This window comes from Isoptericola sp. BMS4 (assembly GCF_011634835.1).
Classification (GTDB): domain Bacteria; phylum Actinomycetota; class Actinomycetes; order Actinomycetales; family Cellulomonadaceae; genus Isoptericola.
The window spans coordinates 1,334,894-1,356,584 of sequence record NZ_SIRP01000001.1; the positions used below are offsets into that span (position 1 = coordinate 1,334,894).

General features: G+C 69.0%; 34 protein-coding genes. All 34 read left to right on the forward strand.

The window, feature by feature from the left end:
* Nucleotides 1-264: 264 nt before the first annotated feature.
* The 34 genes from rpsL (at nt 265) to rplQ (ending at nt 21,639) form a co-directional block, all read left to right on the forward strand.
* Complete coding sequence (gene rpsL, locus EYB28_RS05875) at nt 265-639, forward strand: 30S ribosomal protein S12 (protein ID WP_166845637.1); 375 nt, start codon at nt 265-267, stop codon at nt 637-639.
* Nucleotides 639-1,109, forward strand: coding sequence for a 30S ribosomal protein S7 (gene rpsG, locus EYB28_RS05880; RefSeq protein WP_166845639.1), 471 nt, complete (start codon nt 639-641; stop codon nt 1,107-1,109). The genes rpsL and rpsG overlap by 1 nt, the downstream gene beginning before the upstream one ends.
* Nucleotides 1,110-1,221: 112 nt before the next feature.
* A complete protein-coding gene (gene fusA / locus EYB28_RS05885; RefSeq protein ID WP_166845641.1) occupies nt 1,222-3,327 on the forward strand; it encodes an elongation factor G in 2,106 nt (701 codons plus the stop codon).
* 125 nt (nt 3,328-3,452) lie between these two features.
* Nucleotides 3,453-4,649, forward strand: coding sequence for an elongation factor Tu (tuf, locus tag EYB28_RS05890; protein ID WP_166845643.1), 1,197 nt, complete (start codon nt 3,453-3,455; stop codon nt 4,647-4,649).
* Nucleotides 4,650-5,171: 522 nt separating this feature from the next.
* On the forward strand, nt 5,172-5,480 hold the full coding sequence (rpsJ, locus tag EYB28_RS05895; RefSeq protein WP_013837837.1) for a 30S ribosomal protein S10: 309 nt from the start codon (nt 5,172-5,174) through the stop codon (nt 5,478-5,480).
* A gap of 14 nt (nt 5,481-5,494) precedes the next feature.
* Entirely contained in the window at nt 5,495-6,148 is a 654-nt protein-coding gene (rplC, locus tag EYB28_RS05900) for a 50S ribosomal protein L3 (RefSeq protein ID WP_166845645.1), read from the forward strand.
* A gap of 4 nt (nt 6,149-6,152) precedes the next feature.
* Entirely contained in the window at nt 6,153-6,854 is a 702-nt protein-coding gene (gene rplD / locus EYB28_RS05905) for a 50S ribosomal protein L4 (RefSeq protein WP_166845647.1), read from the forward strand.
* Nucleotides 6,851-7,150, forward strand: a complete 300-nt coding sequence (rplW, locus tag EYB28_RS05910; RefSeq protein ID WP_166845648.1) for a 50S ribosomal protein L23 — start codon at nt 6,851-6,853, stop codon at nt 7,148-7,150. The genes rplD and rplW overlap by 4 nt, the downstream gene beginning before the upstream one ends.
* A gap of 29 nt (nt 7,151-7,179) precedes the next feature.
* Nucleotides 7,180-8,016: a 50S ribosomal protein L2 gene (gene rplB, locus EYB28_RS05915; protein ID WP_166845649.1), complete on the forward strand. Its 837-nt coding sequence runs from the start codon at nt 7,180-7,182 to the stop codon at nt 8,014-8,016.
* 12 nt (nt 8,017-8,028) lie between these two features.
* Complete coding sequence (gene rpsS / locus EYB28_RS05920) at nt 8,029-8,310, forward strand: 30S ribosomal protein S19 (RefSeq protein ID WP_012867940.1); 282 nt, start codon at nt 8,029-8,031, stop codon at nt 8,308-8,310.
* Nucleotides 8,311-8,366: 56 nt separating this feature from the next.
* Complete coding sequence (rplV, locus tag EYB28_RS05925) at nt 8,367-8,735, forward strand: 50S ribosomal protein L22 (protein ID WP_166845651.1); 369 nt, start codon at nt 8,367-8,369, stop codon at nt 8,733-8,735.
* Complete coding sequence (gene rpsC / locus EYB28_RS05930) at nt 8,735-9,568, forward strand: 30S ribosomal protein S3 (protein ID WP_166845652.1); 834 nt, start codon at nt 8,735-8,737, stop codon at nt 9,566-9,568. Before rplV ends, rpsC begins: the two co-directional genes overlap by 1 nt.
* A 3-nt stretch (nt 9,569-9,571) precedes the next feature.
* The gene (gene rplP, locus EYB28_RS05935; RefSeq protein WP_166845654.1) at nt 9,572-9,991 is read left to right on the forward strand and encodes a 50S ribosomal protein L16; all 420 of its coding nucleotides are present in this window, start codon (nt 9,572-9,574) and stop codon (nt 9,989-9,991) included.
* On the forward strand, nt 9,991-10,230 hold the full coding sequence (rpmC, locus tag EYB28_RS05940; RefSeq protein ID WP_166845655.1) for a 50S ribosomal protein L29: 240 nt from the start codon (nt 9,991-9,993) through the stop codon (nt 10,228-10,230). Before rplP ends, rpmC begins: the two co-directional genes overlap by 1 nt.
* Before the next feature lie 7 nt (nt 10,231-10,237).
* A complete protein-coding gene (rpsQ, locus tag EYB28_RS05945) occupies nt 10,238-10,528 on the forward strand; it encodes a 30S ribosomal protein S17 (RefSeq protein ID WP_166845657.1) in 291 nt (96 codons plus the stop codon).
* 145 nt (nt 10,529-10,673) lie between these two features.
* The gene (rplN, locus tag EYB28_RS05950; RefSeq protein WP_166845658.1) at nt 10,674-11,042 is read left to right on the forward strand and encodes a 50S ribosomal protein L14; all 369 of its coding nucleotides are present in this window, start codon (nt 10,674-10,676) and stop codon (nt 11,040-11,042) included.
* A 2-nt stretch (nt 11,043-11,044) separates the two neighbouring features.
* Nucleotides 11,045-11,386 carry a 50S ribosomal protein L24 gene (rplX, locus tag EYB28_RS05955; protein WP_166845660.1) on the forward strand — a complete coding sequence of 114 codons (342 nt, stop codon included), beginning with the start codon at nt 11,045-11,047 and terminating at the stop codon, nt 11,384-11,386.
* Nucleotides 11,386-11,958 carry a 50S ribosomal protein L5 gene (rplE, locus tag EYB28_RS05960; RefSeq protein WP_166845661.1) on the forward strand — a complete coding sequence of 191 codons (573 nt, stop codon included), beginning with the start codon at nt 11,386-11,388 and terminating at the stop codon, nt 11,956-11,958. The genes rplX and rplE overlap by 1 nt, the downstream gene beginning before the upstream one ends.
* Nucleotide 11,959: 1 nt before the next feature.
* Entirely contained in the window at nt 11,960-12,145 is a 186-nt protein-coding gene (locus tag EYB28_RS05965) for a type Z 30S ribosomal protein S14 (protein WP_013837851.1), read from the forward strand.
* Between the two features lie 76 nt (nt 12,146-12,221).
* Nucleotides 12,222-12,620 carry a 30S ribosomal protein S8 gene (rpsH, locus tag EYB28_RS05970; RefSeq protein ID WP_166845662.1) on the forward strand — a complete coding sequence of 133 codons (399 nt, stop codon included), beginning with the start codon at nt 12,222-12,224 and terminating at the stop codon, nt 12,618-12,620.
* Between the two features lie 20 nt (nt 12,621-12,640).
* Nucleotides 12,641-13,177 carry a 50S ribosomal protein L6 gene (gene rplF / locus EYB28_RS05975; protein ID WP_166845664.1) on the forward strand — a complete coding sequence of 179 codons (537 nt, stop codon included), beginning with the start codon at nt 12,641-12,643 and terminating at the stop codon, nt 13,175-13,177.
* Nucleotides 13,177-13,548, forward strand: coding sequence for a 50S ribosomal protein L18 (gene rplR, locus EYB28_RS05980; RefSeq protein ID WP_166845665.1), 372 nt, complete (start codon nt 13,177-13,179; stop codon nt 13,546-13,548). Before rplF ends, rplR begins: the two co-directional genes overlap by 1 nt.
* A 43-nt stretch (nt 13,549-13,591) precedes the next feature.
* Complete coding sequence (gene rpsE / locus EYB28_RS05985; protein WP_166845667.1) at nt 13,592-14,266, forward strand: 30S ribosomal protein S5; 675 nt, start codon at nt 13,592-13,594, stop codon at nt 14,264-14,266.
* Nucleotides 14,266-14,448 (forward strand): 50S ribosomal protein L30, encoded by a 183-nt coding sequence (gene rpmD, locus EYB28_RS05990; RefSeq protein ID WP_166851812.1) that lies wholly within the window; start codon nt 14,266-14,268, stop codon nt 14,446-14,448. The genes rpsE and rpmD overlap by 1 nt, the downstream gene beginning before the upstream one ends.
* 2 nt (nt 14,449-14,450) lie before the next feature.
* A complete protein-coding gene (gene rplO, locus EYB28_RS05995; protein ID WP_166845668.1) occupies nt 14,451-14,915 on the forward strand; it encodes a 50S ribosomal protein L15 in 465 nt (154 codons plus the stop codon).
* 298 nt (nt 14,916-15,213) lie between these two features.
* A complete protein-coding gene (secY, locus tag EYB28_RS06000; protein ID WP_166845669.1) occupies nt 15,214-16,512 on the forward strand; it encodes a preprotein translocase subunit SecY in 1,299 nt (432 codons plus the stop codon).
* 116 nt (nt 16,513-16,628) lie between these two features.
* Entirely contained in the window at nt 16,629-17,186 is a 558-nt protein-coding gene (locus EYB28_RS06005; protein ID WP_166851815.1) for an adenylate kinase, read from the forward strand.
* 15 nt (nt 17,187-17,201) lie between these two features.
* Nucleotides 17,202-18,068 (forward strand): type I methionyl aminopeptidase, encoded by an 867-nt coding sequence (map, locus tag EYB28_RS06010; RefSeq protein WP_166845671.1) that lies wholly within the window; start codon nt 17,202-17,204, stop codon nt 18,066-18,068.
* Between the two features lie 280 nt (nt 18,069-18,348).
* A complete protein-coding gene (gene infA / locus EYB28_RS06015; protein WP_012877432.1) occupies nt 18,349-18,570 on the forward strand; it encodes a translation initiation factor IF-1 in 222 nt (73 codons plus the stop codon).
* Between the two features lie 75 nt (nt 18,571-18,645).
* A complete protein-coding gene (gene rpmJ / locus EYB28_RS06020) occupies nt 18,646-18,759 on the forward strand; it encodes a 50S ribosomal protein L36 (protein WP_166845672.1) in 114 nt (37 codons plus the stop codon).
* 171 nt (nt 18,760-18,930) lie between these two features.
* On the forward strand, nt 18,931-19,305 hold the full coding sequence (rpsM, locus tag EYB28_RS06025) for a 30S ribosomal protein S13 (RefSeq protein ID WP_166845674.1): 375 nt from the start codon (nt 18,931-18,933) through the stop codon (nt 19,303-19,305).
* Nucleotides 19,306-19,421: 116 nt separating this feature from the next.
* Complete coding sequence (rpsK, locus tag EYB28_RS06030) at nt 19,422-19,826, forward strand: 30S ribosomal protein S11 (protein ID WP_166845676.1); 405 nt, start codon at nt 19,422-19,424, stop codon at nt 19,824-19,826.
* A 198-nt stretch (nt 19,827-20,024) separates the two neighbouring features.
* Complete coding sequence (locus tag EYB28_RS06035) at nt 20,025-21,041, forward strand: DNA-directed RNA polymerase subunit alpha (protein ID WP_166845677.1); 1,017 nt, start codon at nt 20,025-20,027, stop codon at nt 21,039-21,041.
* A 76-nt stretch (nt 21,042-21,117) separates the two neighbouring features.
* Nucleotides 21,118-21,639 carry a 50S ribosomal protein L17 gene (gene rplQ / locus EYB28_RS06040; protein WP_166845679.1) on the forward strand — a complete coding sequence of 174 codons (522 nt, stop codon included), beginning with the start codon at nt 21,118-21,120 and terminating at the stop codon, nt 21,637-21,639.
* Nucleotides 21,640-21,691: the final 52 nt, after the last annotated feature.

The window sequence follows — 21,691 nt, forward strand, 5'->3', positions numbered from 1 at the left end:
GTCGCGCGCGCATCCCGCTGTTCACCTGAGCCGTAGCGCTCGGTGGGGCCGGTGATGCCGCCGGCCTGAGCGCACGAGCATCCCGGAAGACCGTCCGGACCGTCCGCGAGGACGGCGGGGCGGCCCGGGCCATCGAGCCGGTGGTAAGTGGCGTTGCGGTCCGTGAGGGCCGCGGGTGCCGCATGCGATCGGCACGCCACAGCCAGACAGACCACCGTCGAGGGCCGGCCGGCCCTCGAGAGCTCGAGAGACGACGGAGACGTAGTGCCTACGATCCAGCAGCTCGTCCGCAAGGGCCGGAGCACGAAGACCGCGGCGTCGAAGACCCCGGCCCTCAAGGACTCCCCCCAGCGGCGAGGCGTGTGCACCCGTGTGTACACCACCACCCCGAAGAAGCCGAACTCCGCCCTCCGCAAGGTCGCGCGCGTGAAGCTGTCGTCCGGTACCGAGGTCACCGCGTACATCCCCGGCGTCGGCCACAACCTGCAGGAGCACTCCATCGTGCTCGTGCGCGGCGGCCGCGTGAAGGACCTCCCCGGTGTCCGCTACAAGATCGTGCGCGGCGCGCTCGACACGCAGGGCGTCAAGAACCGCAAGCAGGGTCGCAGCAAGTACGGCGCGAAGAAGGAGAAGGCCTGATGCCTCGCAAGGGTCCGGCCCCCAAGCGGCCGCTCATCGTCGACCCGGTCTACGGGTCGCCCGTCGTCACGCAGCTGATCAACAAGGTCCTGCTGGACGGCAAGAAGTCCACCGCCGAGGCGATCGTGTACGGCGCCCTCGAGGGCGTCCGCGCGAAGACCGACCAGGACCCGGTCGTCGTTCTCAAGCGTGCGCTCGAGAACGTCCGCCCGGCCCTCGAGGTCCGTTCCCGCCGTGTCGGTGGCGCGACCTACCAGGTCCCCGTCGAGGTGCGCACCCCGCGTCAGACGACGCTCGCGCTGCGCTGGCTCACGGACTTCTCCCGCGCCCGCCGCGAGAAGACGATGACCGAGCGCCTCATGAACGAGATCCTCGACGCCTCGAACGGCCTCGGTGCCGCGGTGAAGCGCCGTGAGGACATGCACAAGATGGCCGAGTCCAACAAGGCCTTCGCGCACTACCGCTGGTGATGCGCTGGGACGGCCCCGGGAGCACCCCGGGGCCGTCCGCGGATCCGGAACAGGCCGGCAGGCGGCCCTCCGGCCCGGCTTCGACCTTCCACCGACCAAGGGGTAACACACCGTGGCACTCGACGTGCTGACCGACCTGAAGAAGGTCCGCAACATCGGCATCATGGCTCACATCGATGCCGGCAAGACGACCACCACCGAGCGCATCCTTTACTACACGGGTGTGAACTACAAGATCGGTGAGACGCACGACGGTGCGTCGACGATGGACTGGATGGCCCAGGAGCAGGAGCGCGGCATCACGATCACGTCGGCCGCGACGACGTGCTTCTGGAACGACAACCAGATCAACATCATCGACACCCCGGGGCACGTCGACTTCACCGTCGAGGTGGAGCGCTCGCTGCGCGTGCTCGACGGCGCCGTCGCCGTCTTCGACGGCAAGGAGGGCGTGGAGCCCCAGTCGGAGACCGTCTGGCGCCAGGCCGACAAGTACGACGTCCCGCGCATCTGCTTCGTCAACAAGATGGACAAGCTCGGCGCGGACTTCTACTTCACCGTGCAGACGATCATCGACCGCCTCAAGGCCAAGCCGCTGGTCATCCAGCTGCCGATCGGCGCCGAGAACGACTTCACCGGCGTCGTCGACCTGGTCAGCATGAAGGCGCTGGTCTGGCACGGCGAGACGAAGCTCGGGGAGACCTACGAGACCGAGGAGATCCCGGCCGACCTGCAGGAGAAGGCCGAGCAGTACCGCGGCGAGCTCATCGAGGCGGTCGCGGAGACCGACGAGGAGCTGCTCGAGAAGTACCTCGGCGGCGAGGAGCTGACGGAGGCCGAGATCAAGGCCGGCATCCGCAAGCTCACGGTCAACTCCGAGGCGTTCCCGGTCCTGTGCGGCTCGGCGTACAAGAACAAGGGCGTGCAGCCCATGCTCGACGCCGTCGTCGACTACCTGCCCTCCCCGCTCGACGTCCCGTCCATCCAGGGCCACGACGTCAAGGACGCCGAGACGATCGTCGAGCGGCACGCGGACTCCACCGAGCCGTTCTCCGGCCTGGCGTTCAAGGTCGCGACGCACCCGTTCTTCGGCAAGCTCACCTACGTCCGCGTGTACTCGGGCAAGGTCTCCCAGGGTGCCCAGGTCATGAACACGACCAAGGGCAAGAAGGAGCGCATCGGGAAGATGTTCCAGATGCACTCCAACAAGGAGAACCCTGTCGAGGAGGCGCAGGCCGGGCACATCTACGCGTTCATCGGCCTCAAGGACGTCACCACCGGTGACACCCTGAGCGACGCGGGCAGCCAGGTCATCCTCGAGGCGATGTCCTTCCCCGAGCCGGTCATCGACGTGGCGATCGAGCCGAAGACGAAGGCCGACCAGGAGAAGATGTCGACCGCGATCCAGAAGCTCCTGGACGAGGACCCGACCTACCGCATCTCGCTGGACGAGGAGACCGGCCAGACCGTCGTGGGCGGGATGGGCGAGCTCCACCTCGACATCCTCGTGGACCGCATGCGCCGCGAGTTCAAGGTCGAGGCCAACGTGGGCAAGCCGCAGGTGGCGTACCGCGAGACGATCCGTCGCAAGACCGACAAGATCGACTACACGCACAAGAAGCAGACCGGTGGTTCCGGGCAGTTCGCGAAGGTCCAGGTGACCTTCGAGCCGCTCGACACGTCCGAGGGTGGCGAGCTCTACGAGTTCACCAACGAGGTCACCGGCGGTCGCATCCCGCGTGAGTACATCCCGTCGGTCGACGCCGGTATCCAGTCGGCGATGGAGCAGGGCGTCCTGGCGGGCTTCCCCGTCGTGGGCGTCAAGGCCACGCTGCTCGACGGTGCCTACCACGACGTCGACTCCTCGGAGATGGCGTTCAAGATCGCCGGCTCGATGGTCTTCAAGGAGGGCGCGCGCCGGGCCGACCCGGTCCTGCTCGAGCCCGTCATGGCCGTCGAGGTGCGCACGCCCGAGGAGTACATGGGCGACGTCATCGGCGACATCAACTCGCGTCGTGGACTGATTCAGTCCATGGAGGACGCGACCGGCGTCAAGGTCGTTCGCGCCCAGGTACCGTTGAGCGAGATGTTCGGGTACATCGGCGACCTGCGTTCGAAGACGCAGGGCCGTGCGGTGTACTCGATGCAGTTCGACAGCTACGCCGAGGTTCCCAAGGCGGTCGCTGACGAGATCATCAAGAAGACCCGGGGCGAGTGAGCCCCCACAGGTCGACGACCAGCACAACCATCAACCTGTAGGAAGCCGCAACGCCCCGAGGGCAGGCTTGACCGGCCGGCACTCGCTACGTTCGGAACATCTACCCAAGTCCCAGGAGGACCCCAGTGGCTAAGGCCAAGTTCGAGCGGACCAAGCCGCACGTCAACATCGGCACGATCGGTCACGTCGACCACGGCAAGACGACGCTGACCGCGGCGATCTCGAAGGTGCTCGCTGACACGTACCCGGACCTGCCGGCGAACACGAAGCGTGACTTCTCGGAGATCGACGCCGCGCCGGAGGAGAAGCAGCGCGGTATCACGATCAACATCGCGCACATCGAGTACGAGACGCCGAAGCGCCACTACGCGCACGTCGACGCTCCCGGTCACGCCGACTACATCAAGAACATGATCACCGGTGCCGCCCAGATGGACGGCTCCATCCTGGTGGTCGCCGCGACGGACGGCCCGATGGCCCAGACGCGCGAGCACGTGCTGCTCGCCCGCCAGGTCGGCGTGCCGTACCTGCTGGTCGCGCTGAACAAGGCCGACATGGTCGAGGACGAGGAGATCCTCGAGCTCGTCGAGATGGAGGTCCGCGAGCTGCTGTCGTCGCAGGAGTTCGACGGCGACAACGCCCCGGTCGTGCGCGTCTCCGGTCTCAAGGCCCTCGAGGGTGACCCCGAGTGGACCAAGAAGATCCTGGAGCTCATGGAGGCCGTGGACGAGAACGTCCCCGAGCCGCAGCGCGAGCTCGACAAGCCGTTCCTCATGCCGGTCGAGGACGTCTTCACGATCACCGGCCGCGGCACCGTCGTGACCGGCAAGGTGGAGCGCGGCACGCTCGACGTGAACTCGGACGTCGAGATCGTCGGCATCCGCGCGGCGCAGAAGACCACGGTCACCGGTATCGAGACCTTCCACAAGCAGATGGACCAGGCGCAGGCGGGCGACAACACCGGTCTGCTGCTGCGTGGCCTGAAGCGTGACGAGGTCGAGCGTGGCCAGGTCGTCGTGAAGCCGGGTTCGATCACCCCGCACACGGACTTCGAGGCGCAGGTCTACATCCTGGGCAAGGACGAGGGCGGCCGTCACAACCCGTTCTACTCGAACTACCGCCCGCAGTTCTACTTCCGCACCACGGACGTCACCGGCGTCATCCAGCTGCCCGAGGGCACCGAGATGGTCATGCCCGGCGACAACACCGAGATGACGGTCGAGCTCATCCAGCCCATCGCCATGGAGGAGGGCCTCGGCTTCGCCATCCGTGAGGGTGGCCGCACGGTCGGTTCCGGCCGCGTGACCAAGATCCTCAAGTGATCGCCTGATCACCGGATCTGGAGCGGAGCTCCTTCCCGGCGCGTGACCCCGGCTGTGGCCGGGGGAGCGGGCTGAGCACCTCAGGCCCGGGCCCTGCGAGGGCCCGGGCCTGAGATGCGTCCGGCGTCACACCGCACGATCGGCCATCGGCTTGGACTCGTGCGGTGCTGTATGCCAGAATGTTCAGGTTGCCTGTCACGGGCGCGTTCTTTCTCGTGTCGAACAGTGTGTAGCACCACGGTGCACGCGCCGGCCTCGGAGTGCCGAGGGATCCGGTCCGTGCCTCCTGGAGCGGTTCCCCACCCGGTGGGTGGGGTCGCGGGGTTGCCGGCTGTCGACGCGCACGAGCGCCCCGCGGGACACATGTCTCGACAGGCTGGACAGACGTCGTGGTCCGCGCAGCGGACCACATCAACGGCCCCGCCGGTTATCGGTGTGCGCCCAGGATGTGTCGTCATAGGCGACACGCCCGAGCGCGGGGGTCGGACAGTAGCGGTTCGAGAGAGAGAGTCAGACGACGCCATGGCGGGACAGAAGATCCGCATCCGGCTCAAGTCCTACGACCACGAGGTCATCGACAGCTCGGCGCGCAAGATCGTCGACACGGTGACTCGCGCTGGTGCGACGGTCGTGGGCCCGGTGCCGCTGCCGACGGAGAAGAACGTCTTCACCGTCATCCGGTCGCCTCACAAGTACAAGGACAGCCGCGAGCACTTCGAGATGCGTACGCACAAGCGGCTGATCGACATCATCGACCCCACGCCGAAGGCCGTCGACTCGCTGATGCGCATCGACCTGCCGGCCGACGTGAACATCGAGATCAAGCTCTGAGGCTGGAAGAGATCATGACCAACCAGCAGAAGAACGTGACCGCGGTGCTCGGCACCAAGCTCGGCATGACGCAGCTCTGGGACGCCGACGGCCGACTGGTTCCCGTCACCGTCGTCGCCGTCCCGACCAACGTCGTGACCCAGGTCCGCTCCGCCGAGGCCGACGGCTACGCCGCCGTGCAGCTCGCCGCCGGGCAGATCGACCCGCGCAAGGTCACCAAGCCGCTCAAGGGCCACTTCGAGGCCGCCGGCGTCACGCCGCGCCGCCACGTCGCCGAGGTCCGTACCTCCGACGCGTCCGAGTTCACGCTCGGCCAGGAGATCTCCGCCGAGGCCTTCGAGGCCGGCGCGGCGGTCGACGTCGTCGGCACCACCAAGGGCAAGGGCACCGCGGGTGTCATGAAGCGCCACGGCTTCGCCGGCGTGGGCGCCTCGCACGGTGCGCACCGCAACCACCGCAAGGCCGGCTCGATCGGCGGCGCCTCGACGCCGTCGCGCGTGTTCAAGGGCCTGCGGATGGCGGGGCGCATGGGCCACGTCCGCAAGACCGTCCAGAACCTGACCGTTCACGCGGTCGACGCCGAGAAGGGCCTGCTCCTGGTCACGGGCGCGGTTCCTGGCCCCAAGGGTGGCGTCGTCCTCGTGCGTACCGCCGCGAAGGGTGCGTGACCCCATGGCCAACCAGACTGTCGACGTGCTCGACGCCGCGGGCAAGAAGGCCGGCACGGCCGAGCTGCCCGGCGACGTCTTCGACGTCACCACGAACGTCCCGCTGATCCACCAGGTGGTCGTCGCGCAGCGCGCCGCGGCCCGCCAGGGAACCCACGCCACCAAGACCCGCGGCGACGTCCGCGGCGGTGGCCGCAAGCCGTACAAGCAGAAGGGCACCGGCCGCGCCCGCCAGGGTTCGACCCGCGCCCCGCAGTTCGCCGGCGGTGGCACCGTCCACGGCCCGCAGCCGCGCAAGTACGACCAGCGCACGCCGAAGAAGATGAAGGCCGCCGCCCTGCGTGGCGCCCTCTCGGACCGTGCCCGTGCCGGCCGCGTGCACGTCGTGTCGGGCTTCGGCGTCGACGGCGTGCCGTCGACCAAGACCGCCGTGGCGACGATCGCGGCGCTCACCGAGCGCACGCACGTCCTCGTGGTCACGGAGCGCTCGGACGAGCTGACCATCAAGTCGCTGCGCAACGTCGAGCGGGTCCACCTCATCACCGCGGACCAGCTCAACACCTACGACGTGCTCGTCTCCGACGACGTCGTCTTCACCTCCGCCGCGCTCGACGCGTTCCTCGCGGGCCCGGCGACGGGCAAGCCGGTGAAGGCGGTCGCGACGGAGTCCGAGGCGGCCGAGACCACCGAGGAGGCCACCAAGTGACCGCCGTGACGAAGGACCCGCGCGACATCCTGATCGCGCCGGTCGTCTCCGAGAAGTCCTACAACCTCCTCGACGAGGGCAAGTACACCTTCATCGTGGACCCGGGGGCCAACAAGACCGAGATCAAGATCGCGGTCGAGCAGGTCTTCGGCGTCAAGGTCGACTCGGTGAACACGATCAACCGCAAGGGCAAGGCGCGTCGCACGCGCTACGGCCTGGGCAAGCGCAAGGACACGAAGCGCGCGATCGTCACCCTCCGCGAGGGGTCGATCGACATCTTCGGCGGCACGGCCTGAGGCGCAGAGAGCAGATCGAGGACTAACCCATGGGAATCCGTAAGCACAAGCCGACGACGCCCGGCCGCCGCGGCTCGAGCGTCGCCGACTTCGTCGAGATCACGCGCTCGGAGCCGGAGAAGTCGCTGGTCCGTCCGCTGTCCAAGACGGGCGGCCGCAACAGCTCGGGCCGGATCACCACCCGTCACAAGGGTGGGGGCCACAAGCGCGCCTACCGGGTCATCGACTTCCGTCGTCACGACAAGGACGGCGTGCCGGCCAAGGTCGCGCACATCGAGTACGACCCGAACCGCACCGCTCGTATCGCGCTGCTGCACTACGCGGACGGCACGAAGCGTTACATCATCGCGCCGAACAAGCTGTCGCAGGGCGACGTCGTCGAGGCCGGTGCCGGCTCCGACATCAAGCCCGGCAACAACCTGCCGCTGCGCAACATCCCGACGGGTACCGTCATCCACGCCGTCGAGCTCCGCCCCGGTGGCGGCGCGAAGATCGCCCGCTCCGCGGGCGCTTCGGTCCAGCTCGTCGCGAAGGACGGCCCGTACGCCCAGCTGCGCATGCCGTCGGGCGAGATCCGCAACGTCGACCTGCGCTGCCGCGCCACGGTCGGCGAGGTCGGGAACGCCGAGCAGTCGAACATCAGCTGGGGCAAGGCCGGCCGCAAGCGGTGGAAGGGCGTCCGCCCGACCGTCCGCGGTGTCGTCATGAACCCGGTCGACCACCCGCACGGTGGTGGTGAGGGCAAGACCTCCGGTGGTCGCCACCCGGTCAGCCCGTGGGGCCAGCCCGAGGGCCGGACCCGTCGCCCGAACAAGCCGAGCGACAAGCTGATCGTCCGCCGTCGCCGCACCGGCAAGAAGCGCTGATAGGAGCCTGACATGCCTCGTAGCCTGAAGAAGGGCCCCTTCGTCGACGGCCACCTGCAGAAGAAGGTGGACGTCCAGAACGAGAAGGGGACCAAGAACGTCATCAAGACCTGGTCCCGCCGGTCGGTCATCACGCCCGACTTCCTCGGCCACACCTTCGCCGTGCACGACGGCCGGAAGCACACCCCGGTGTTCGTGACCGAGTCGATGGTCGGCCACAAGCTCGGCGAGTTCGCCCCCACGCGAACCTTCCGCGGCCACGTGAAGGACGACAAGAAGGGCCGTCGCCGCTGACCCCCCGGGTCAGCAGCGACGACCTGGACGGTCTGAGAAAAGGAAGCAGGACAGCAATGGAAGCCAAGGCGCAGGCGCGGTTCGTCCGTGTCACGCCCCAGAAGGCCCGGCGCGTCGTGGACCTCATCCGTGGCAAGCAGGCCGCCGAGGCCGTCGCGGTGCTGAAGTTCGCGCCGCAGGGTGCGAGCGAGCCGATCCGCAAGGTCGTGGAGAGCGCCGTCGCGAACGCCCGGGTGAAGGCCGACCGCGCGAGCGAGCGCTTCGACGAGCAGGAGCTCGTCGTGGCCGCCGCGTACGTGGACGAGGGGCCGACGCTCAAGCGGTTCCGTCCGCGGGCCCAGGGGCGTGCGAGCCGGATCCTCAAGCGCACCAGCCACATCACCGTGGTCGTCGCACCGCGTGAGCAGAAGGAAGGGGCCCGATAGTGGGGCAGAAGATTCACCCGCACGGGTACCGCCTCGGCATCACCACCGACCACCGGTCGCGCTGGTTCGCCGACAGCACCAAGCCCGGTCAGCGGTACCGCGACTACGTCCGTGAGGACGTGCAGATCCGCAAGCTCATGGGCACCGGCCTCGAGCGCGCCGGCATCGCCAAGGTCGAGATCGAGCGCACCCGCGACCGCGTCCGCGTGGACATCCACACGGCGCGTCCGGGCATCGTCATCGGCCGCCGCGGCGCCGAGGCGGACCGCATCCGGGGCGAGCTCGAGAAGCTCACCGGCAAGCAGGTCCAGCTCAACATCCTCGAGGTCAAGAACGCCGAGATCGACGCGCAGCTGGTCGCGCAGGGCATCGCCGAGCAGCTCGCGAGCCGCGTCTCCTTCCGTCGCGCCATGCGCAAGGGCATCCAGTCCGCGCAGCGCGCCGGCGCGAAGGGCATCCGCGTGCAGGTCGCGGGGCGTCTGGGCGGTGCCGAGATGAGCCGGTCGGAGTTCTACCGCGAGGGTCGTGTGCCGCTGCACACGCTGCGCGCGAACATCGACTACGGCTTCTTCGAGGCCCGCACCACCTTCGGCCGCATCGGCGTGAAGGTGTGGATCTACAAGGGCGACCTCACCGAGAAGGAGTTCGCCGCGCAGCAGGCCGCCGCCGGGCCCCGCCAGGGCCGTGGCCGGGGCGAGCGCGGGGAGCGTCGCGGTGGCGGTCGTCGCCCCGAGCGTTCGGCCAAGCCCGCCGCCGAGAGCGCCCCCGCGTCGACCGCGGCGCCGGCGTCCGGTGAGCAGGCCGCGGCCCCCGAGTCCGGAACGGAGGCCTGAGTCATGCTGATCCCGCGCAGGCTCAAGCACCGCAAGCAGCACCACCCGAAGCGCGGAGGCGTGGCCAAGGGTGGGACGACGATCGCGTTCGGCGACTACGGCATCCAGGCCCTCGAGCCCGCCTACGTCACGAACCGCCAGATCGAGGCTGCTCGTATCGCGATGACCCGCCACATCAAGCGTGGCGGCAAGGTCTGGATCAACATCTACCCGGACCGCCCCCTGACCAAGAAGCCCGCCGAGACCCGCATGGGCTCCGGCAAGGGCTCGCCCGAGTGGTGGGTCGCCAACGTCAAGCCCGGCCGTGTCGTCTTCGAGCTGGCCGGCGTCGACGAGGCGCTGGCTCGTGAGGCCATGCGCCGTGCGATCCACAAGCTCCCGATGAAGTGCCGTTTCGTGGTGCGCGAGGGTGGTGCGAACTGATGGCAGTCGGAACCAAGGGACTGGCTCCCGCCGACCTGGACGGCTTCGACGACGAGAAGCTCGTCGCCGAGCTGAAGAAGGCCAAGGAGGAGCTGTTCAACCTCCGCTTCCAGTCGGCCACCGGCCAGCTGGAGTCGCACGGTCGGATCAAGGCCGTGAAGCGCGACATCTCGCGGATCTACACGATCCTGCGGGAGCGCGAGCTCGGCATCCGTACGGCCCCGAGCGTGAGTGAGTGAGGCAGCGATGAGCGACAACACGAACACCGAGGCCGTCGTCGGGGCCGAGCGCGCTACCCGCAAGGTGCGCCGCGGCTACGTCGTCAGCGACAAGATGAACAAGACCGCCGTGGTCGAGGTCGAGGACCGCAAGAAGCACCCGCTCTACGGCAAGGTCATGCGCACCACGACCAAGGTCAAGGTGCACGACGAGCAGAACGACGCCGGCATCGGCGACCTGGTCGAGATCATGGAGACCCGCCCGCTGTCCGCGACCAAGCGGTGGCGCCTGGTGGAGATCCTCGAGAAGGCCAAGTGACCCTTCAGGTCTCATGACCTTCGGCCGTGGCGGGCCGTGACACACGTATGCGGCCCGCCACGGCCACCACAGCAACTATCCGTTCGGCAAGGCTCGCCCGGCACGTGCCGGGACGAGAACCAGCTCGACGACAGGAGATCAATCGATGATCCAGCAGGAGTCGCGACTCCGGGTCGCCGACAACACGGGTGCCAAGGAGATCCTGGCCATCCGTGTGCTCGGTGGGTCCGGCCGTCGCTACGCCGGTATCGGCGACACCATCGTCGCCACCGTCAAGGACGCGATCCCGGGCGGCAACGTGAAGAAGGGCGACGTCGTCAAGGCGGTCGTCGTCCGGACCGCCAAGGAGCGCCGCCGTCCCGACGGTTCCTACATCAAGTTCGACGAGAACGCCGCAGTGATCCTCAAGAACGACGGGGAGCCCCGCGGTACCCGCATCTTCGGCCCGGTCGGGCGTGAGCTGCGCGACAAGCGGTTCATGAAGATCATCTCGCTCGCTCCGGAGGTGCTCTGACCATGGCGAAGATCAAGAAGGGCGACCAGGTCCAGGTGATCTCGGGTCGCGACAAGGGCAAGACGGGCCGCGTGCTCGAGGTGCTGACCGAGACCGACCGCATCGTGGTCGAGGGCGTCCAGCGCGTCACCAAGCACGTCAAGGCGGGCCAGACGGCGCGTGGCACCCGCACGGGTGGCATCGAGACCGTCGAGGCGCCGATCCACGTCTCGAACGTGATGCTCGTCGACCCGGAGACGAAGAAGCCCACCCGCGTCGGCTTCCGCACGGAGCAGGTCGAGCGTGACGGCCGGACCCGCACGGTGCGCGTGCGCTACGCCAAGCGCTCCGGGAAGGACATCTGATGACCGAGACCACTGTCGAGGCGCCGGCCACCCCGCGCCTCAAGCAGAAGTACCGCGAGGAGATCCTCGGTGCGCTGCGCGAGGAGTTCGGCCACCAGAACATCCACCAGGTCGCCGGTCTGACGAAGATCGTCGTCAACATGGGTGTCGGTGACGCCGCCAAGGACTCCAAGCTCATCGAGGGCGCGATCCGCGACCTGACCGTCATCACCGGTCAGAAGCCGCAGGTCACCCGGGCGAAGAAGTCGATCGCGCAGTTCAAGCTGCGCGAGGGCATGCCGATCGGGGCGCACGTCACGCTCCGCGGCGACCGCATGTGGGAGTTCCTCGACCGTCTGCTGTCGGTCGCGCTGCCGCGCATTCGCGACTTCCGCGGGCTGAGCCCCAAGCAGTTCGACGGGCACGGGAACTACACGTTCGGTCTCACGGAGCAGTCGATGTTCCACGAGATCGACCAGGACAAGATCGACCGCGTCCGCGGGATGGACATCACGGTCGTGACCACGGCGACGACCGATGACGAGGGCCGCTCCCTGCTGCGCCGTCTCGGCTTCCCCTTCAAGGAGAACTGACATGGCGAAGAAGGCCCTGATCAACAAGGCGAACGCCAAGCCGAAGTTCGCCGTCCGCGCCTACACCCGGTGCCAGCGCTGCGGGCGTCCGCACTCGGTCTACCGCAAGTTCGGCCTGTGCCGGATCTGCCTGCGGGAGATGGCCCACCGTGGCGAGCTCCCCGGCGTCACCAAGAGCAGCTGGTAAAACCACTACGCCGCAGGTCCGCGTCGGCACGCCACGTGCCGACGCGGATACCCCGGTGAGGAAGGGCTAGAGCCCAATGACCATGACCGACCCGATCGCAGACATGCTGACGCGTCTGCGCAACGCGAACTCGGCCCACCACGATGTGGTCTCCATGCCGCACTCGAAGCTGAAGTCGCACATCGCCGAGATCCTCCAGGCCGAGGGCTACATCGCCGGCTGGAGCGTCGAGGACGCGAAGGTGGGCAAGACCCTGACGCTGGACCTCAAGTACGGCCCCGCCCGCGAGCGCGCCCTCACCGGCGTCCGCCGCGTGTCGAAGCCGGGCCTGCGGGTCTACGCGAAGTCCACCAACCTGCCCAAGGTCCTCGGCGGCCTGGGCGTGGCGATCCTGTCCACGTCCTCCGGCCTGCTGACCGACCGTCAGGCCCAGGCCAAGGGTGTGGGCGGGGAAGTCCTCGCCTACGTCTGGTAATCCGGAAAGGAGATACGCCAATGTCTCGAATCGGCAAGCTCCCCGTTCCGGTCCCGGCCGGCGTGGACGTCACCATCAGCGGTGCGCTCGTGACCGTCAAGGGCCCGAAGGGGACCCTCGAGCACTCGGTGCCCGCCCCCATCACGGTCGTGCAGGAGGACGGGTCCCTCGTGGTCTCCCGCCCCGACGACGAGCGTGAGTCCCGTGCGCTGCACGGCCTGACCCGCACGCTGCTGTCGAACATCGTCACCGGTGTCACGCAGGGTTACGAGAAGAAGCTCGAGATCGTCGGTACCGGTTACCGCGTCGTCGCCAAGGGCCAGGACCTCGAGTTCGCCCTCGGCTTCTCGCACCCGGTCACCGTCTCGGCGCCCGAGGGCGTCACCTTCGCGGTGGAGAGCCCCACGAAGTTCTCCGTGGCCGGCATCGACAAGCAGCAGGTCGGCGAGGTCGCAGCGAACATCCGCAAGATCCGCAAGCCCGAGCCCTACAAGGGCAAGGGTGTGCGCTACGCCGGCGAGGTCGTCCGCCGCAAGGTCGGAAAGGCTGGTAAGTGATGGCACTCAAGGTTCTGGGCAAGGGCAAGTCCGTCGCTCGTCAGCGCCGTCACCTTCGCCTGCGCAAGAAGATCAAGGGCACCGCGACGCGTCCGCGTCTCGTCGTGACCCGTTCCTCGCGCCACATGGTGGCGCAGGTCGTGGACGACACGGTCGGCAAGACCGTGGCCTCCGCCTCCACGCTCGAGGCGGACCTGCGTGCCCTCGACGCCGACAAGACGGCCAAGGCGCACAAGGTCGGCGAGCTCGTCGCCGCGCGTGCCAAGGCCGCCGGCATCGAGTCCGTGGTCTTCGACCGCGGTGGCAACAAGTACCACGGTCGAGTGGCTGCGGTCGCCGACGGTGCCCGGGAAGCGGGGCTGGAGCTGTGATGGCCGACGTCCGCGATTTCGCACGGAAGATGAGGAACCTCTGATGGCTGCAGGGCAGCGCACCGGCGCCTCTCAGGGCGCCAACAACGATTCCAACAAGAACGACGGCCGCCGCGGCGGCGGGCGTCGTGACGACCGTCGCGGCGGTGGCCGCGGGGGTGACGACAAGAACGCCTTCGTCGAGCGCGTGGTGACGATCAACCGCGTCGCCAAGGTCGTCAAGGGCGGCCGCCGCTTCAGCTTCACCGCGCTGGTCGTGGTGGGCGACGGCGACGGCACCGTCGGTGTCGGCTACGGCAAGGCCAAGGAGGTGCCCTCGGCGATCGCCAAGGGTGTCGAGGAGGCGAAGAAGAACTTCTTCCGCGTCCCGCGCATCCAGGGCACCATCCCGCACCCGGTCACGGGTGAGGAGGCCGCCGGCGTCGTCTTCCTGCGTCCGGCCTCGCCGGGTACCGGTGTGATCGCCGGTGGTCCGGTGCGCGCCGTGCTGGAGTGCGCCGGGATCCACGACGTGCTGAGCAAGTCGCTCGGCTCGTCGAACGCGATCAACATCGTGCACGCCACCGTCGCGGCCCTCAAGGGCCTCGAGGAGCCGGCCGCCGTGGCCGCGCGCCGTGGCCTCCCGCTCGAGGACGTGGCCCCGGCCGCCCTCCTGCGCGCCCAGGCCGCCGGCCTGGCCGACAAGGCCGCCAAGGCCGACGAGAAGGTGGGTGCGTGATGGCCCGTCTCAAGGTCACCCAGGTCAAGTCCGCCATCGGCGGCAAGCAGAACCAGCGTGACACGCTGCGGACGCTCGGCCTCAAGCGGATCGGCGACACCGCCGTGAAGGAGGACCGTCCGGAGATCCGCGGCATGGTCACCACGGTGGCGCACCTCGTCACCGTCGAGGAGGTCGACTGAGCATGGCGAAGGACGAGAACGCGGCGCAGCCGCTGAAGGTCCACCACCTGCGTCCGGCCCCCGGCGCCAAGACCTCCAAGACCCGCGTGGGTCGTGGTGAGGCGTCGAAGGGTAAGACGGCGGGCCGCGGTACCAAGGGTACGAAGGCTCGTTACCAGGTTCCCGTCGGCTTCGAGGGCGGGCAGATGCCTCTGCACATGCGCCTTCCGAAGCTGCGCGGCTTCAAGAACCCGTTCCGCGTCGAGTACCAGGTCGTCAACCTGGACAAGCTCGCCGCGCTGTACCCCGAGGGTGGCTCCGTCACCGTCGAGGACCTCGTCGCCAAGGGCGCGGTCCGTGCGGGGCAGCCGGTGAAGGTGCTCGGCACGGGTGAGATCACCGTCAAGCTGGACGTCGCGGTCGACGCGCTGTCCGGCTCCGCCAAGGAGAAGATCCTGGCGGCCGGCGGGTCGGTCTCGCAGGACTGACACCCGCAGCAGGGCCGGTGGCGCAGCAGCGCCGCCGGCCCTGCGTGCTCCCCGCACGACGTTCACCCGCGGGCTGTGGTCGGGATCACTCCTCGCGGGCACGTAGAATCCGTCACGGTCCGCGCCGCGCCGCCCGTGCAGCACGGGAGGCGTGGTGGACGCCGGGACACCGGTGGGACCGACGACCGAGTCGGCGCGACGGCGACGGGGCCCACGGGCCACGCTGCCAGCAGGTCGTGCCACACCTCGCCGGGCGACCGGCGACACGACACCCCGCCGCGGCGGGTCAGGAGGATAGGTGCTCAGCGCATTCGGCCGGGCTTTCCGGACACCGGACCTGCGGCGCAAGCTGCTGTTCACGATCGCCATCATGGCGCTGTTCCGCGTGGGGTCGCTGGTACCGACCCCGGGCATCGACTACGGCAACGTCCAGGAGTGCGTGGCCGTGCTCGAGGGCAGCACGTCGCTGCTGGGGCTGGTGAACGTCTTCAGCGGCGGGGCGCTCTTGCAGCTCTCGATCTTCGCGCTCGGCATCATGCCGTACATCACCGCGAGCATCATCGTGCAGCTGCTGCGCGTCGTCATCCCGCGCTTCGAGGCCCTGCACAAGGAGGGCCAGTCCGGGCAGTCGAAGCTCACGCAGTACACCCGCTACCTGACGATCGCGCTGGCGATCCTCCAGTCGACGACGATCGTGACGACGGCGCGCACCGGGGTGCTGTTCCCGGGCTGCCAGGTGGACGTCGTCGCGGACGACAGCTTCATGACCGCGGCGTTCATGGTCATCACGATGACCGCCGGTACCGGGCTCGTCATGTGGCTCGGCGAGCTCATCACCGAGCGCGGCATCGGCAACGGCATGTCGCTGCTGATCTTCACGTCGATCGCGGCGAGCTTCCCGTCGGCCCTCTGGTCGATCGCGGGCGGCGCCAACGGTCCGCTGAACTTCATCGTCATGCTCGTCGTGATCGTCGTGGTGATCGGCCTGGTCGTCTACGTCGAGCAGTCCCAGCGCCGGATCCCCGTGCAGTACGCCAAGCGGATGGTGGGCAGGCGCATGTACGGCGGCACGAGCACCTACATCCCGATCAAGATCAACATGGCGGGCGTCATCCCGGTGATCTTCGCCGCGTCGATCCTGGCGATCCCCGGCCTCATCGCCCAGTTCGGGGACCAGACGGCCGACTGGGTCGTGTGGATCTCGAACAACCTGGTCCAGCAGTCCGACCCGCTGTACATCGTGCTGTACGTGCTGATGGTCATCTTCTTCGCGTTCTTCTACACGTCGATCACGTTCAACCCGGACGAGGTCGCGGACAACATGAAGAAGTACGGCGGGTTCATCCCCGGCATCCGGGCGGGCCGCCCGACGGCGGAGTACCTGGACTACGTCATCACGCGCATCACGTCCGCGGGGTCGCTCTACCTCGCGATCATCGCGCTCATCCCCACCATCGTGCTGGTCGTCCTCGGGGTGTCCACCAACATCCCGTTCGGTGGGACGTCGATCCTCATCATCGTCGGCGTCGGCCTCGAGTTCGTGAAGCAGGTCGACTCCCAGCTCCAGCAGCGTCATTACGAAGGGTTCCTCCGTTGACCGAGACGAACGGCGGCAACGCCGCCTCGAGCGCCGCCCAGGGCGCCGCCCCCACCACCCGCCGTGAGCTCCACGGCGCCCCGAACGAGGAGGCACGCGTGACGCGTCTGGTGATCATGGGGCCGCAGGGTGCGGGCAAGGGGACGCAGGCGGCCCGTCTGGCCGAGACCTTCGGCATCCCGGCGATCTCCACCGGAGACATCTTCCGGGCGAACATCAAGGGCGGGACGGAGCTGGGCCGGCTCGCGCAGGAGTACAGCGCCAAGGGCGAGCTCGTCCCCGACGAGGTCACCGACGAGATGGTGCGCAAGCGCCTCGGCGAGGACGACGTGCGGAGCGGCTTCCTCCTCGACGGCTACCCGCGCAACGCCCACCAGGTGGAGGCGCTCGACCAGATCCTCGGCGACCTGGGCTGGTCCCTGGACGGCGTGGTCGAGCTGACCGCGGACCGGGACGAGCTGCTCGCGCGGATCGCGAAGCGTGCCGAGCTCGAGGGCCGCGACGACGATACCCCGGACGCCATCGCGCGGCGCCTCGACATCTACGACGAGCAGACGGCGCCCCTCACGGCCGCCTACGCCGAGCGCGGGCTGCTGGCCCGCGTCGACGGCATCGGCGAGATCGACGAGGTCACCGAGCGCATCGTCGCGGCGCTGGCCGACGAGCTCGGCTGAACGGTCTCGTCACCGGTGTTCTTCTCCCGTGAGCGCGTCGAGCTCAAGACGCCCGACCAGGTCCGCGTCATGCGGCGTGCGGGCCTGGTCGTGGCGCGTGCCCTGCACGCCGTGCGCGCCGCGGCGGTGCCCGGGATGACGACGGCCGACCTCGACTCCGTCGCCGCCGGCGTGATCGCGGAGGCCGGAGCGACGCCGTCGTTCCTCGGCTACCACGGGTTCCCGGCGACGATCTGCGTGTCCGTGAACGACGAGGTCGTCCACGGCATCCCCGGGGCGCGGGCGCTCGACGCCGGGGACCTGGTCTCCGTGGACTGCGGCGCCGTCGTGGACGGCTTCCACGGGGACTCGGCGCTCAGCTTCGTCCTGGGCGCCGACGGTGCGCTCGACCCCGACGTCCACGTCGACGGGCCGGACGCCGGCCTCGTGCGCGCGACCCGGACGGCCATGTGGGCGGGGATCGCCGCCCTCGCGTCCGGCCGGCACGTGGGCGACGTCGGCGCCGCCGTCGAGGCGGCGGTCGAGCTGGCCGGGGGAGCGGACGGCGCCGAGCTCGGCATCGTGGCGGAGTACACCGGCCACGGGATCGGCTCGGCGATGCACCAGCCGCCGGACGTCGTGAACTTCCGCACCGGCCAGCGCGGGCCCCGGCTGCGTCCGGGGATGTGCCTGGCGGTCGAGCCGATGGTGACGGCGGGCGGCGCGGAGACCCGGGTGCTGGACGACGACTGGACGGTCGTCACGGCCGACGGGTCGCGGGCGGCGCACTGGGAGCACTCCGTCGCGATCACGGAGCAGGGGATCTGCGTCCTGACGGCCGAGGACGGCGGACGCGCCGGGCTGGAGCCGTTCGGCGTCGTCCCGGTCGAGCTCGACGGGTGAGGTCCCGGAGGGCGTCGACCTCGTCGGCAGGCGTTGCGCCGGGTGGGGGGCCGGCGGTGGCGCGGCGCACAGCGAGGAGGCTCGCACCAGCTGGTGCGATGGCGTAGGATGTTCTGTCGGGTGTAGTCCGTTCGGCAGTTTCCTCGTTGCGGCCCAGCACGTCATCCGGTGTGAGCGCCGGAGGGCCTGGCCGAGGGTGAGCAGGCGGCACGCACGACAACCGAGCCTCCGCCACGATGCTGGCGGGTGCCCGGGGACCAGACGAGAGTTAGCGGAGGACATGGCAAAGAAGGACGGCGTCATCGAGATCGAGGGCAGCGTGATCGAGGCTCTGCCGAACGCGATGTTCCGCGTGGAGCTGGCCAACGGGCACAAGGTCCTCGCGCACATCTCGGGGAAGATGCGTCAGCACTACATCCGGATCCTCCCCGAGGACCGGGTCGTGGTCGAGCTCAGCCCGTACGACCTGTCCCGTGGCCGGATCGTCTACCGCTACAAGTAACCCACCCACCACCCGATCGATCGCCGTCGAGGCGTCGGCAGCAGCCGACGTCGGAGCGGCGGCGGAGGAACACTGATGAAGGTCAAGCCGAGCGTCAAGAAGATCTGCGACAGCTGCAAGGTGATTCGCCGGCACGGTCGCGTCATGGTGATCTGCTCGAACCTGCGCCACAAGCAGCGCCAGGGCTGATCGCCGCATCGACACCCGGGTGACGGTCCGCCGTCGCCCACCCAGCGCACCACCACGAACCCGACGCCCCAGAGCGGCGGGGGAACCCTCGGTCCAGGGGCCGGGGCCCGCGGACATCGCGGGAGGGCGGTGCGGCAGACCTCTGGATGCACCACAGGAGCCGGAAGGCACATGGCACGTCTGATCGGCGTCGACCTCCCCCGCGAGAAGCGGCTCGAGGTTGCGCTCACCTACATCTACGGAGTCGGCCGTACCCGCGCCCAGCAGACGCTGGCCGCCACGGGCATCGACCCGAACCTGCGCGTGAAGGACGTCGGCGACGCCGAGCTCGTCACGCTGCGCGACTACCTCGAGGGGAACTTCCAGCTCGAGGGCGACCTCCGTCGTGAGGTCGCGGCCGACATCCGCCGCAAGGTCGAGATCGGCACCTACCAGGGTCTGCGCCACCGTCGCGGACTGCCGGTGCGCGGTCAGCGCACCAAGACCAACGCGCGCACCCGCAAGGGTCCGAAGCGCACCGTCGCGGGCAAGAAGAAGGCCCGCTGACGCCAGCAGTCCGAGGAGCGGGCCAGGCCGGCCGCGTCGATCATGCCGATCACGCCGGCCGAGTCGCCTGACACCCGCCCCGGTCCGACGACCTCAGACCAGGAGTACACGCACACATGCCTCCCAAGACCCGCGCCGCCGCCACGCGCAAGCCGCGCCGCAAGGACAAGAAGAACGTCCCGCTCGGCCAGGCGCACATCAAGAGCACCTTCAACAACACGATCGTCTCGATCACGGACCCGTCGGGCGCCGTGATCTCGTGGGCCTCCGCCGGCCACGTCGGCTTCAAGGGCTCGCGCAAGTCGACCCCGTACGCCGCCCAGCTCGCCGCCGAGTCGGCGGCCCGCCGCGCCCAGGAGCACGGCGTCAAGAAGGTCGACGTCTTCGTCAAGGGCCCGGGCTCCGGTCGTGAGACCGCGATCCGGTCCCTCCAGGCGACCGGCCTCGAGGTCGGCTCGATCCAGGACGTGACGCCCCAGGCGCACAACGGCTGCCGCCCCCCGAAGCGTCGCCGCGTCTGACACCCGGCTCGGTCGCCGGCCCGCCGCCGTCCGCACGTCCGGTCGCTGCCCTCGTCGGCAGCCACCGGGCGGTGGGTGGCGACAGGCCGGCGCCGGCCTCGGCCGGACGGGTGGACCGAGTCCCGTCCGGCGTCGCGAGTAGTGATCGCGGATCCGTGATGCGTCATATGGCGGACGCACACTGAAAGGACCATCACCGTGCTGATCGCACAGCGCCCCACCCTGACCGAAGAGGTCATCTCGGAGTACCGTTCGCGCTTCTCCGTCGAGCCGCTCGAGCCTGGCTTCGGCTACACGCTCGGCAACTCGCTGCGCCGGACGCTGCTGTCGTCCATCCCGGGCGCGGCCGTCACCTCCATCCGCATCGACGGAGTGCTCCACGAGTTCTCCACGGTGCCGGGTGTCAAGGAGGACGTCACCGAGATCATCCTCAACATCAAGAACATCGTCGTCTCCTCGGAGAACGACGAGCCGGTCGTGATGTACCTGCGCAAGACGGGCGCCGGGGCGGTCACCGCCGCGGACATCGTGCCGCCGGCGGGTGTCGAGGTGCACAACCCCGACCTGCACATCGCCACGCTCAACGACAAGGGCAAGCTCGAGATCGAGCTGACCGTCGAGCGGGGCCGTGGTTACGTCTCCGCGGCGCAGAACAAGTTCGACGACGCGGAGATCGGCCGGATCCCGGTCGACTCGATCTACTCGCCGGTCCTCAAGGTCACCTACAAGGTCGAGGCCACCCGTGTGGAGCAGCGCACGGACTTCGACAAGCTGATCGTCGACGTCGAGACGAAGCCGGCCATCGCGCCGCGCGACGCGCTCGCCTCCGCCGGCAAAACGCTCGTCGAGCTGTTCGGTCTCGCCCGCGAGCTGAACGTCGAGGCCGAGGGCATCGAGATCGGCCCGTCGCCGACGGACACGGCCCTGGCCGCGGACCTGGCGCTGCCGATCGAGGAGCTCAACCTCACCATCCGGTCGTACAACTGCCTCAAGCGCGAGGGCATCCACCAGGTGGGTGAGCTCGTGGCCCGCAGCGAGGCCGACCTGCTCGACATCCGCAACTTCGGCGCCAAGTCGATCAACGAGGTCAAGGAGAAGCTGGCCGAGCTCGGTCTGGCGCTCAAGGACTCGCCGCTCGACTTCGACCCGTCCAGCGCCGCGTACTTCAGCGGCTCCGAGGACGAGTCGGCCTACCCGGACGAGCAGTCGTACTGACGTCTCCGCGCCCGCGGCGGCCCGCTCGACCTGACCGGGCCGCGCGGTGCGGAACCACCCTCAAGGAGATTCAGAAATGCCTACCCCCACCAAGGGTCCGCGGCTCGGCGGCGGCCCGGCGCACGAGCGCCTGATCCTCGCCAACCTGTCGACGGCGCTCTTCGAGCACGGCCGCATCACGACGACCGAGACCAAGGCGAAGCGGCTCCGCCCGCTGGCCGAGCGTCTCATCACCTTCGCGAAGCGCGGCGACCTGCACGCCCGCCGCCGGGTGCTCACCGTCATCCGCGACAAGTCCGTGGTGCACACGCTGTTCACCGAGATCGCCCCGACGATGGCGGAGCGCAACGGCGGCTACACGCGCATCACCAAGATCGGCAACCGCAAGGGCGACAACGCCCCGATGGCGGTCATCGAGCTCGTGACCGAGCCGGTCAGCCCGAAGCAGGCCGTCGTCAAGGAGGCCACGAAGGCCACCGAGAAGTCGGCGAAGGCGGAGCCGGCCGTGGAGGAGCCGAAGGCCGAGGAGGCCACCGAGGCCCCCGCCGAGGACGCTCCCGCCACCGAGGAGAAGGCCGAGGAGACGAAGGAGGACTGACCCTCCCCGTCCCGCAGGCGACCACGGGCCCCGCACCACCCTCCGGGTGGCG

What these genes read in the sequence shown, in the direction of transcription:
- EYB28_RS05965 (WP_013837851.1), top strand. Translation starts at nt 11,960, where the DNA reads ATGGCGAAGAAGGCCCTGATCAACAAGGCGAACGCCAAGCCGAAGTTC.
- rplO (WP_166845668.1), top strand. Translation starts at nt 14,451, where the DNA reads ATGGCGAAGGACGAGAACGCGGCGCAGCCGCTGAAGGTCCACCACCTG.
- rplB (WP_166845649.1), top strand. Translation starts at nt 7,180, where the DNA reads ATGGGAATCCGTAAGCACAAGCCGACGACGCCCGGCCGCCGCGGCTCG.
- rpmC (WP_166845655.1), top strand. Translation starts at nt 9,991, where the DNA reads ATGGCAGTCGGAACCAAGGGACTGGCTCCCGCCGACCTGGACGGCTTC.
- rpmD (WP_166851812.1), top strand. Translation starts at nt 14,266, where the DNA reads ATGGCCCGTCTCAAGGTCACCCAGGTCAAGTCCGCCATCGGCGGCAAG.
- rpsJ (WP_013837837.1), top strand. Translation starts at nt 5,172, where the DNA reads ATGGCGGGACAGAAGATCCGCATCCGGCTCAAGTCCTACGACCACGAG.
- rpsS (WP_012867940.1), top strand. Translation starts at nt 8,029, where the DNA reads ATGCCTCGTAGCCTGAAGAAGGGCCCCTTCGTCGACGGCCACCTGCAG.
- rplE (WP_166845661.1), top strand. Translation starts at nt 11,386, where the DNA reads ATGACCGAGACCACTGTCGAGGCGCCGGCCACCCCGCGCCTCAAGCAG.
- infA (WP_012877432.1), top strand. Translation starts at nt 18,349, where the DNA reads ATGGCAAAGAAGGACGGCGTCATCGAGATCGAGGGCAGCGTGATCGAG.
- rplV (WP_166845651.1), top strand. Translation starts at nt 8,367, where the DNA reads ATGGAAGCCAAGGCGCAGGCGCGGTTCGTCCGTGTCACGCCCCAGAAG.
- rpsH (WP_166845662.1), top strand. Translation starts at nt 12,222, where the DNA reads ATGACCATGACCGACCCGATCGCAGACATGCTGACGCGTCTGCGCAAC.
- rpsM (WP_166845674.1), top strand. Translation starts at nt 18,931, where the DNA reads ATGGCACGTCTGATCGGCGTCGACCTCCCCCGCGAGAAGCGGCTCGAG.
- rpsE (WP_166845667.1), top strand. Translation starts at nt 13,592, where the DNA reads ATGGCTGCAGGGCAGCGCACCGGCGCCTCTCAGGGCGCCAACAACGAT.
- rplF (WP_166845664.1), top strand. Translation starts at nt 12,641, where the DNA reads ATGTCTCGAATCGGCAAGCTCCCCGTTCCGGTCCCGGCCGGCGTGGAC.
- EYB28_RS06005 (WP_166851815.1), top strand. Translation starts at nt 16,629, where the DNA reads ATGGGGCCGCAGGGTGCGGGCAAGGGGACGCAGGCGGCCCGTCTGGCC.
- rplX (WP_166845660.1), top strand. Translation starts at nt 11,045, where the DNA reads ATGGCGAAGATCAAGAAGGGCGACCAGGTCCAGGTGATCTCGGGTCGC.
- rplN (WP_166845658.1), top strand. Translation starts at nt 10,674, where the DNA reads ATGATCCAGCAGGAGTCGCGACTCCGGGTCGCCGACAACACGGGTGCC.
- rpsQ (WP_166845657.1), top strand. Translation starts at nt 10,238, where the DNA reads ATGAGCGACAACACGAACACCGAGGCCGTCGTCGGGGCCGAGCGCGCT.
- rpsG (WP_166845639.1), top strand. Translation starts at nt 639, where the DNA reads ATGCCTCGCAAGGGTCCGGCCCCCAAGCGGCCGCTCATCGTCGACCCG.
- rplQ (WP_166845679.1), top strand. Translation starts at nt 21,118, where the DNA reads ATGCCTACCCCCACCAAGGGTCCGCGGCTCGGCGGCGGCCCGGCGCAC.
- rpsK (WP_166845676.1), top strand. Translation starts at nt 19,422, where the DNA reads ATGCCTCCCAAGACCCGCGCCGCCGCCACGCGCAAGCCGCGCCGCAAG.
- rplD (WP_166845647.1), top strand. Translation starts at nt 6,153, where the DNA reads ATGGCCAACCAGACTGTCGACGTGCTCGACGCCGCGGGCAAGAAGGCC.
- rplP (WP_166845654.1), top strand. Translation starts at nt 9,572, where the DNA reads ATGCTGATCCCGCGCAGGCTCAAGCACCGCAAGCAGCACCACCCGAAG.
- rplR (WP_166845665.1), top strand. Translation starts at nt 13,177, where the DNA reads ATGGCACTCAAGGTTCTGGGCAAGGGCAAGTCCGTCGCTCGTCAGCGC.
- rplC (WP_166845645.1), top strand. Translation starts at nt 5,495, where the DNA reads ATGACCAACCAGCAGAAGAACGTGACCGCGGTGCTCGGCACCAAGCTC.
- rpmJ (WP_166845672.1), top strand. Translation starts at nt 18,646, where the DNA reads ATGAAGGTCAAGCCGAGCGTCAAGAAGATCTGCGACAGCTGCAAGGTG.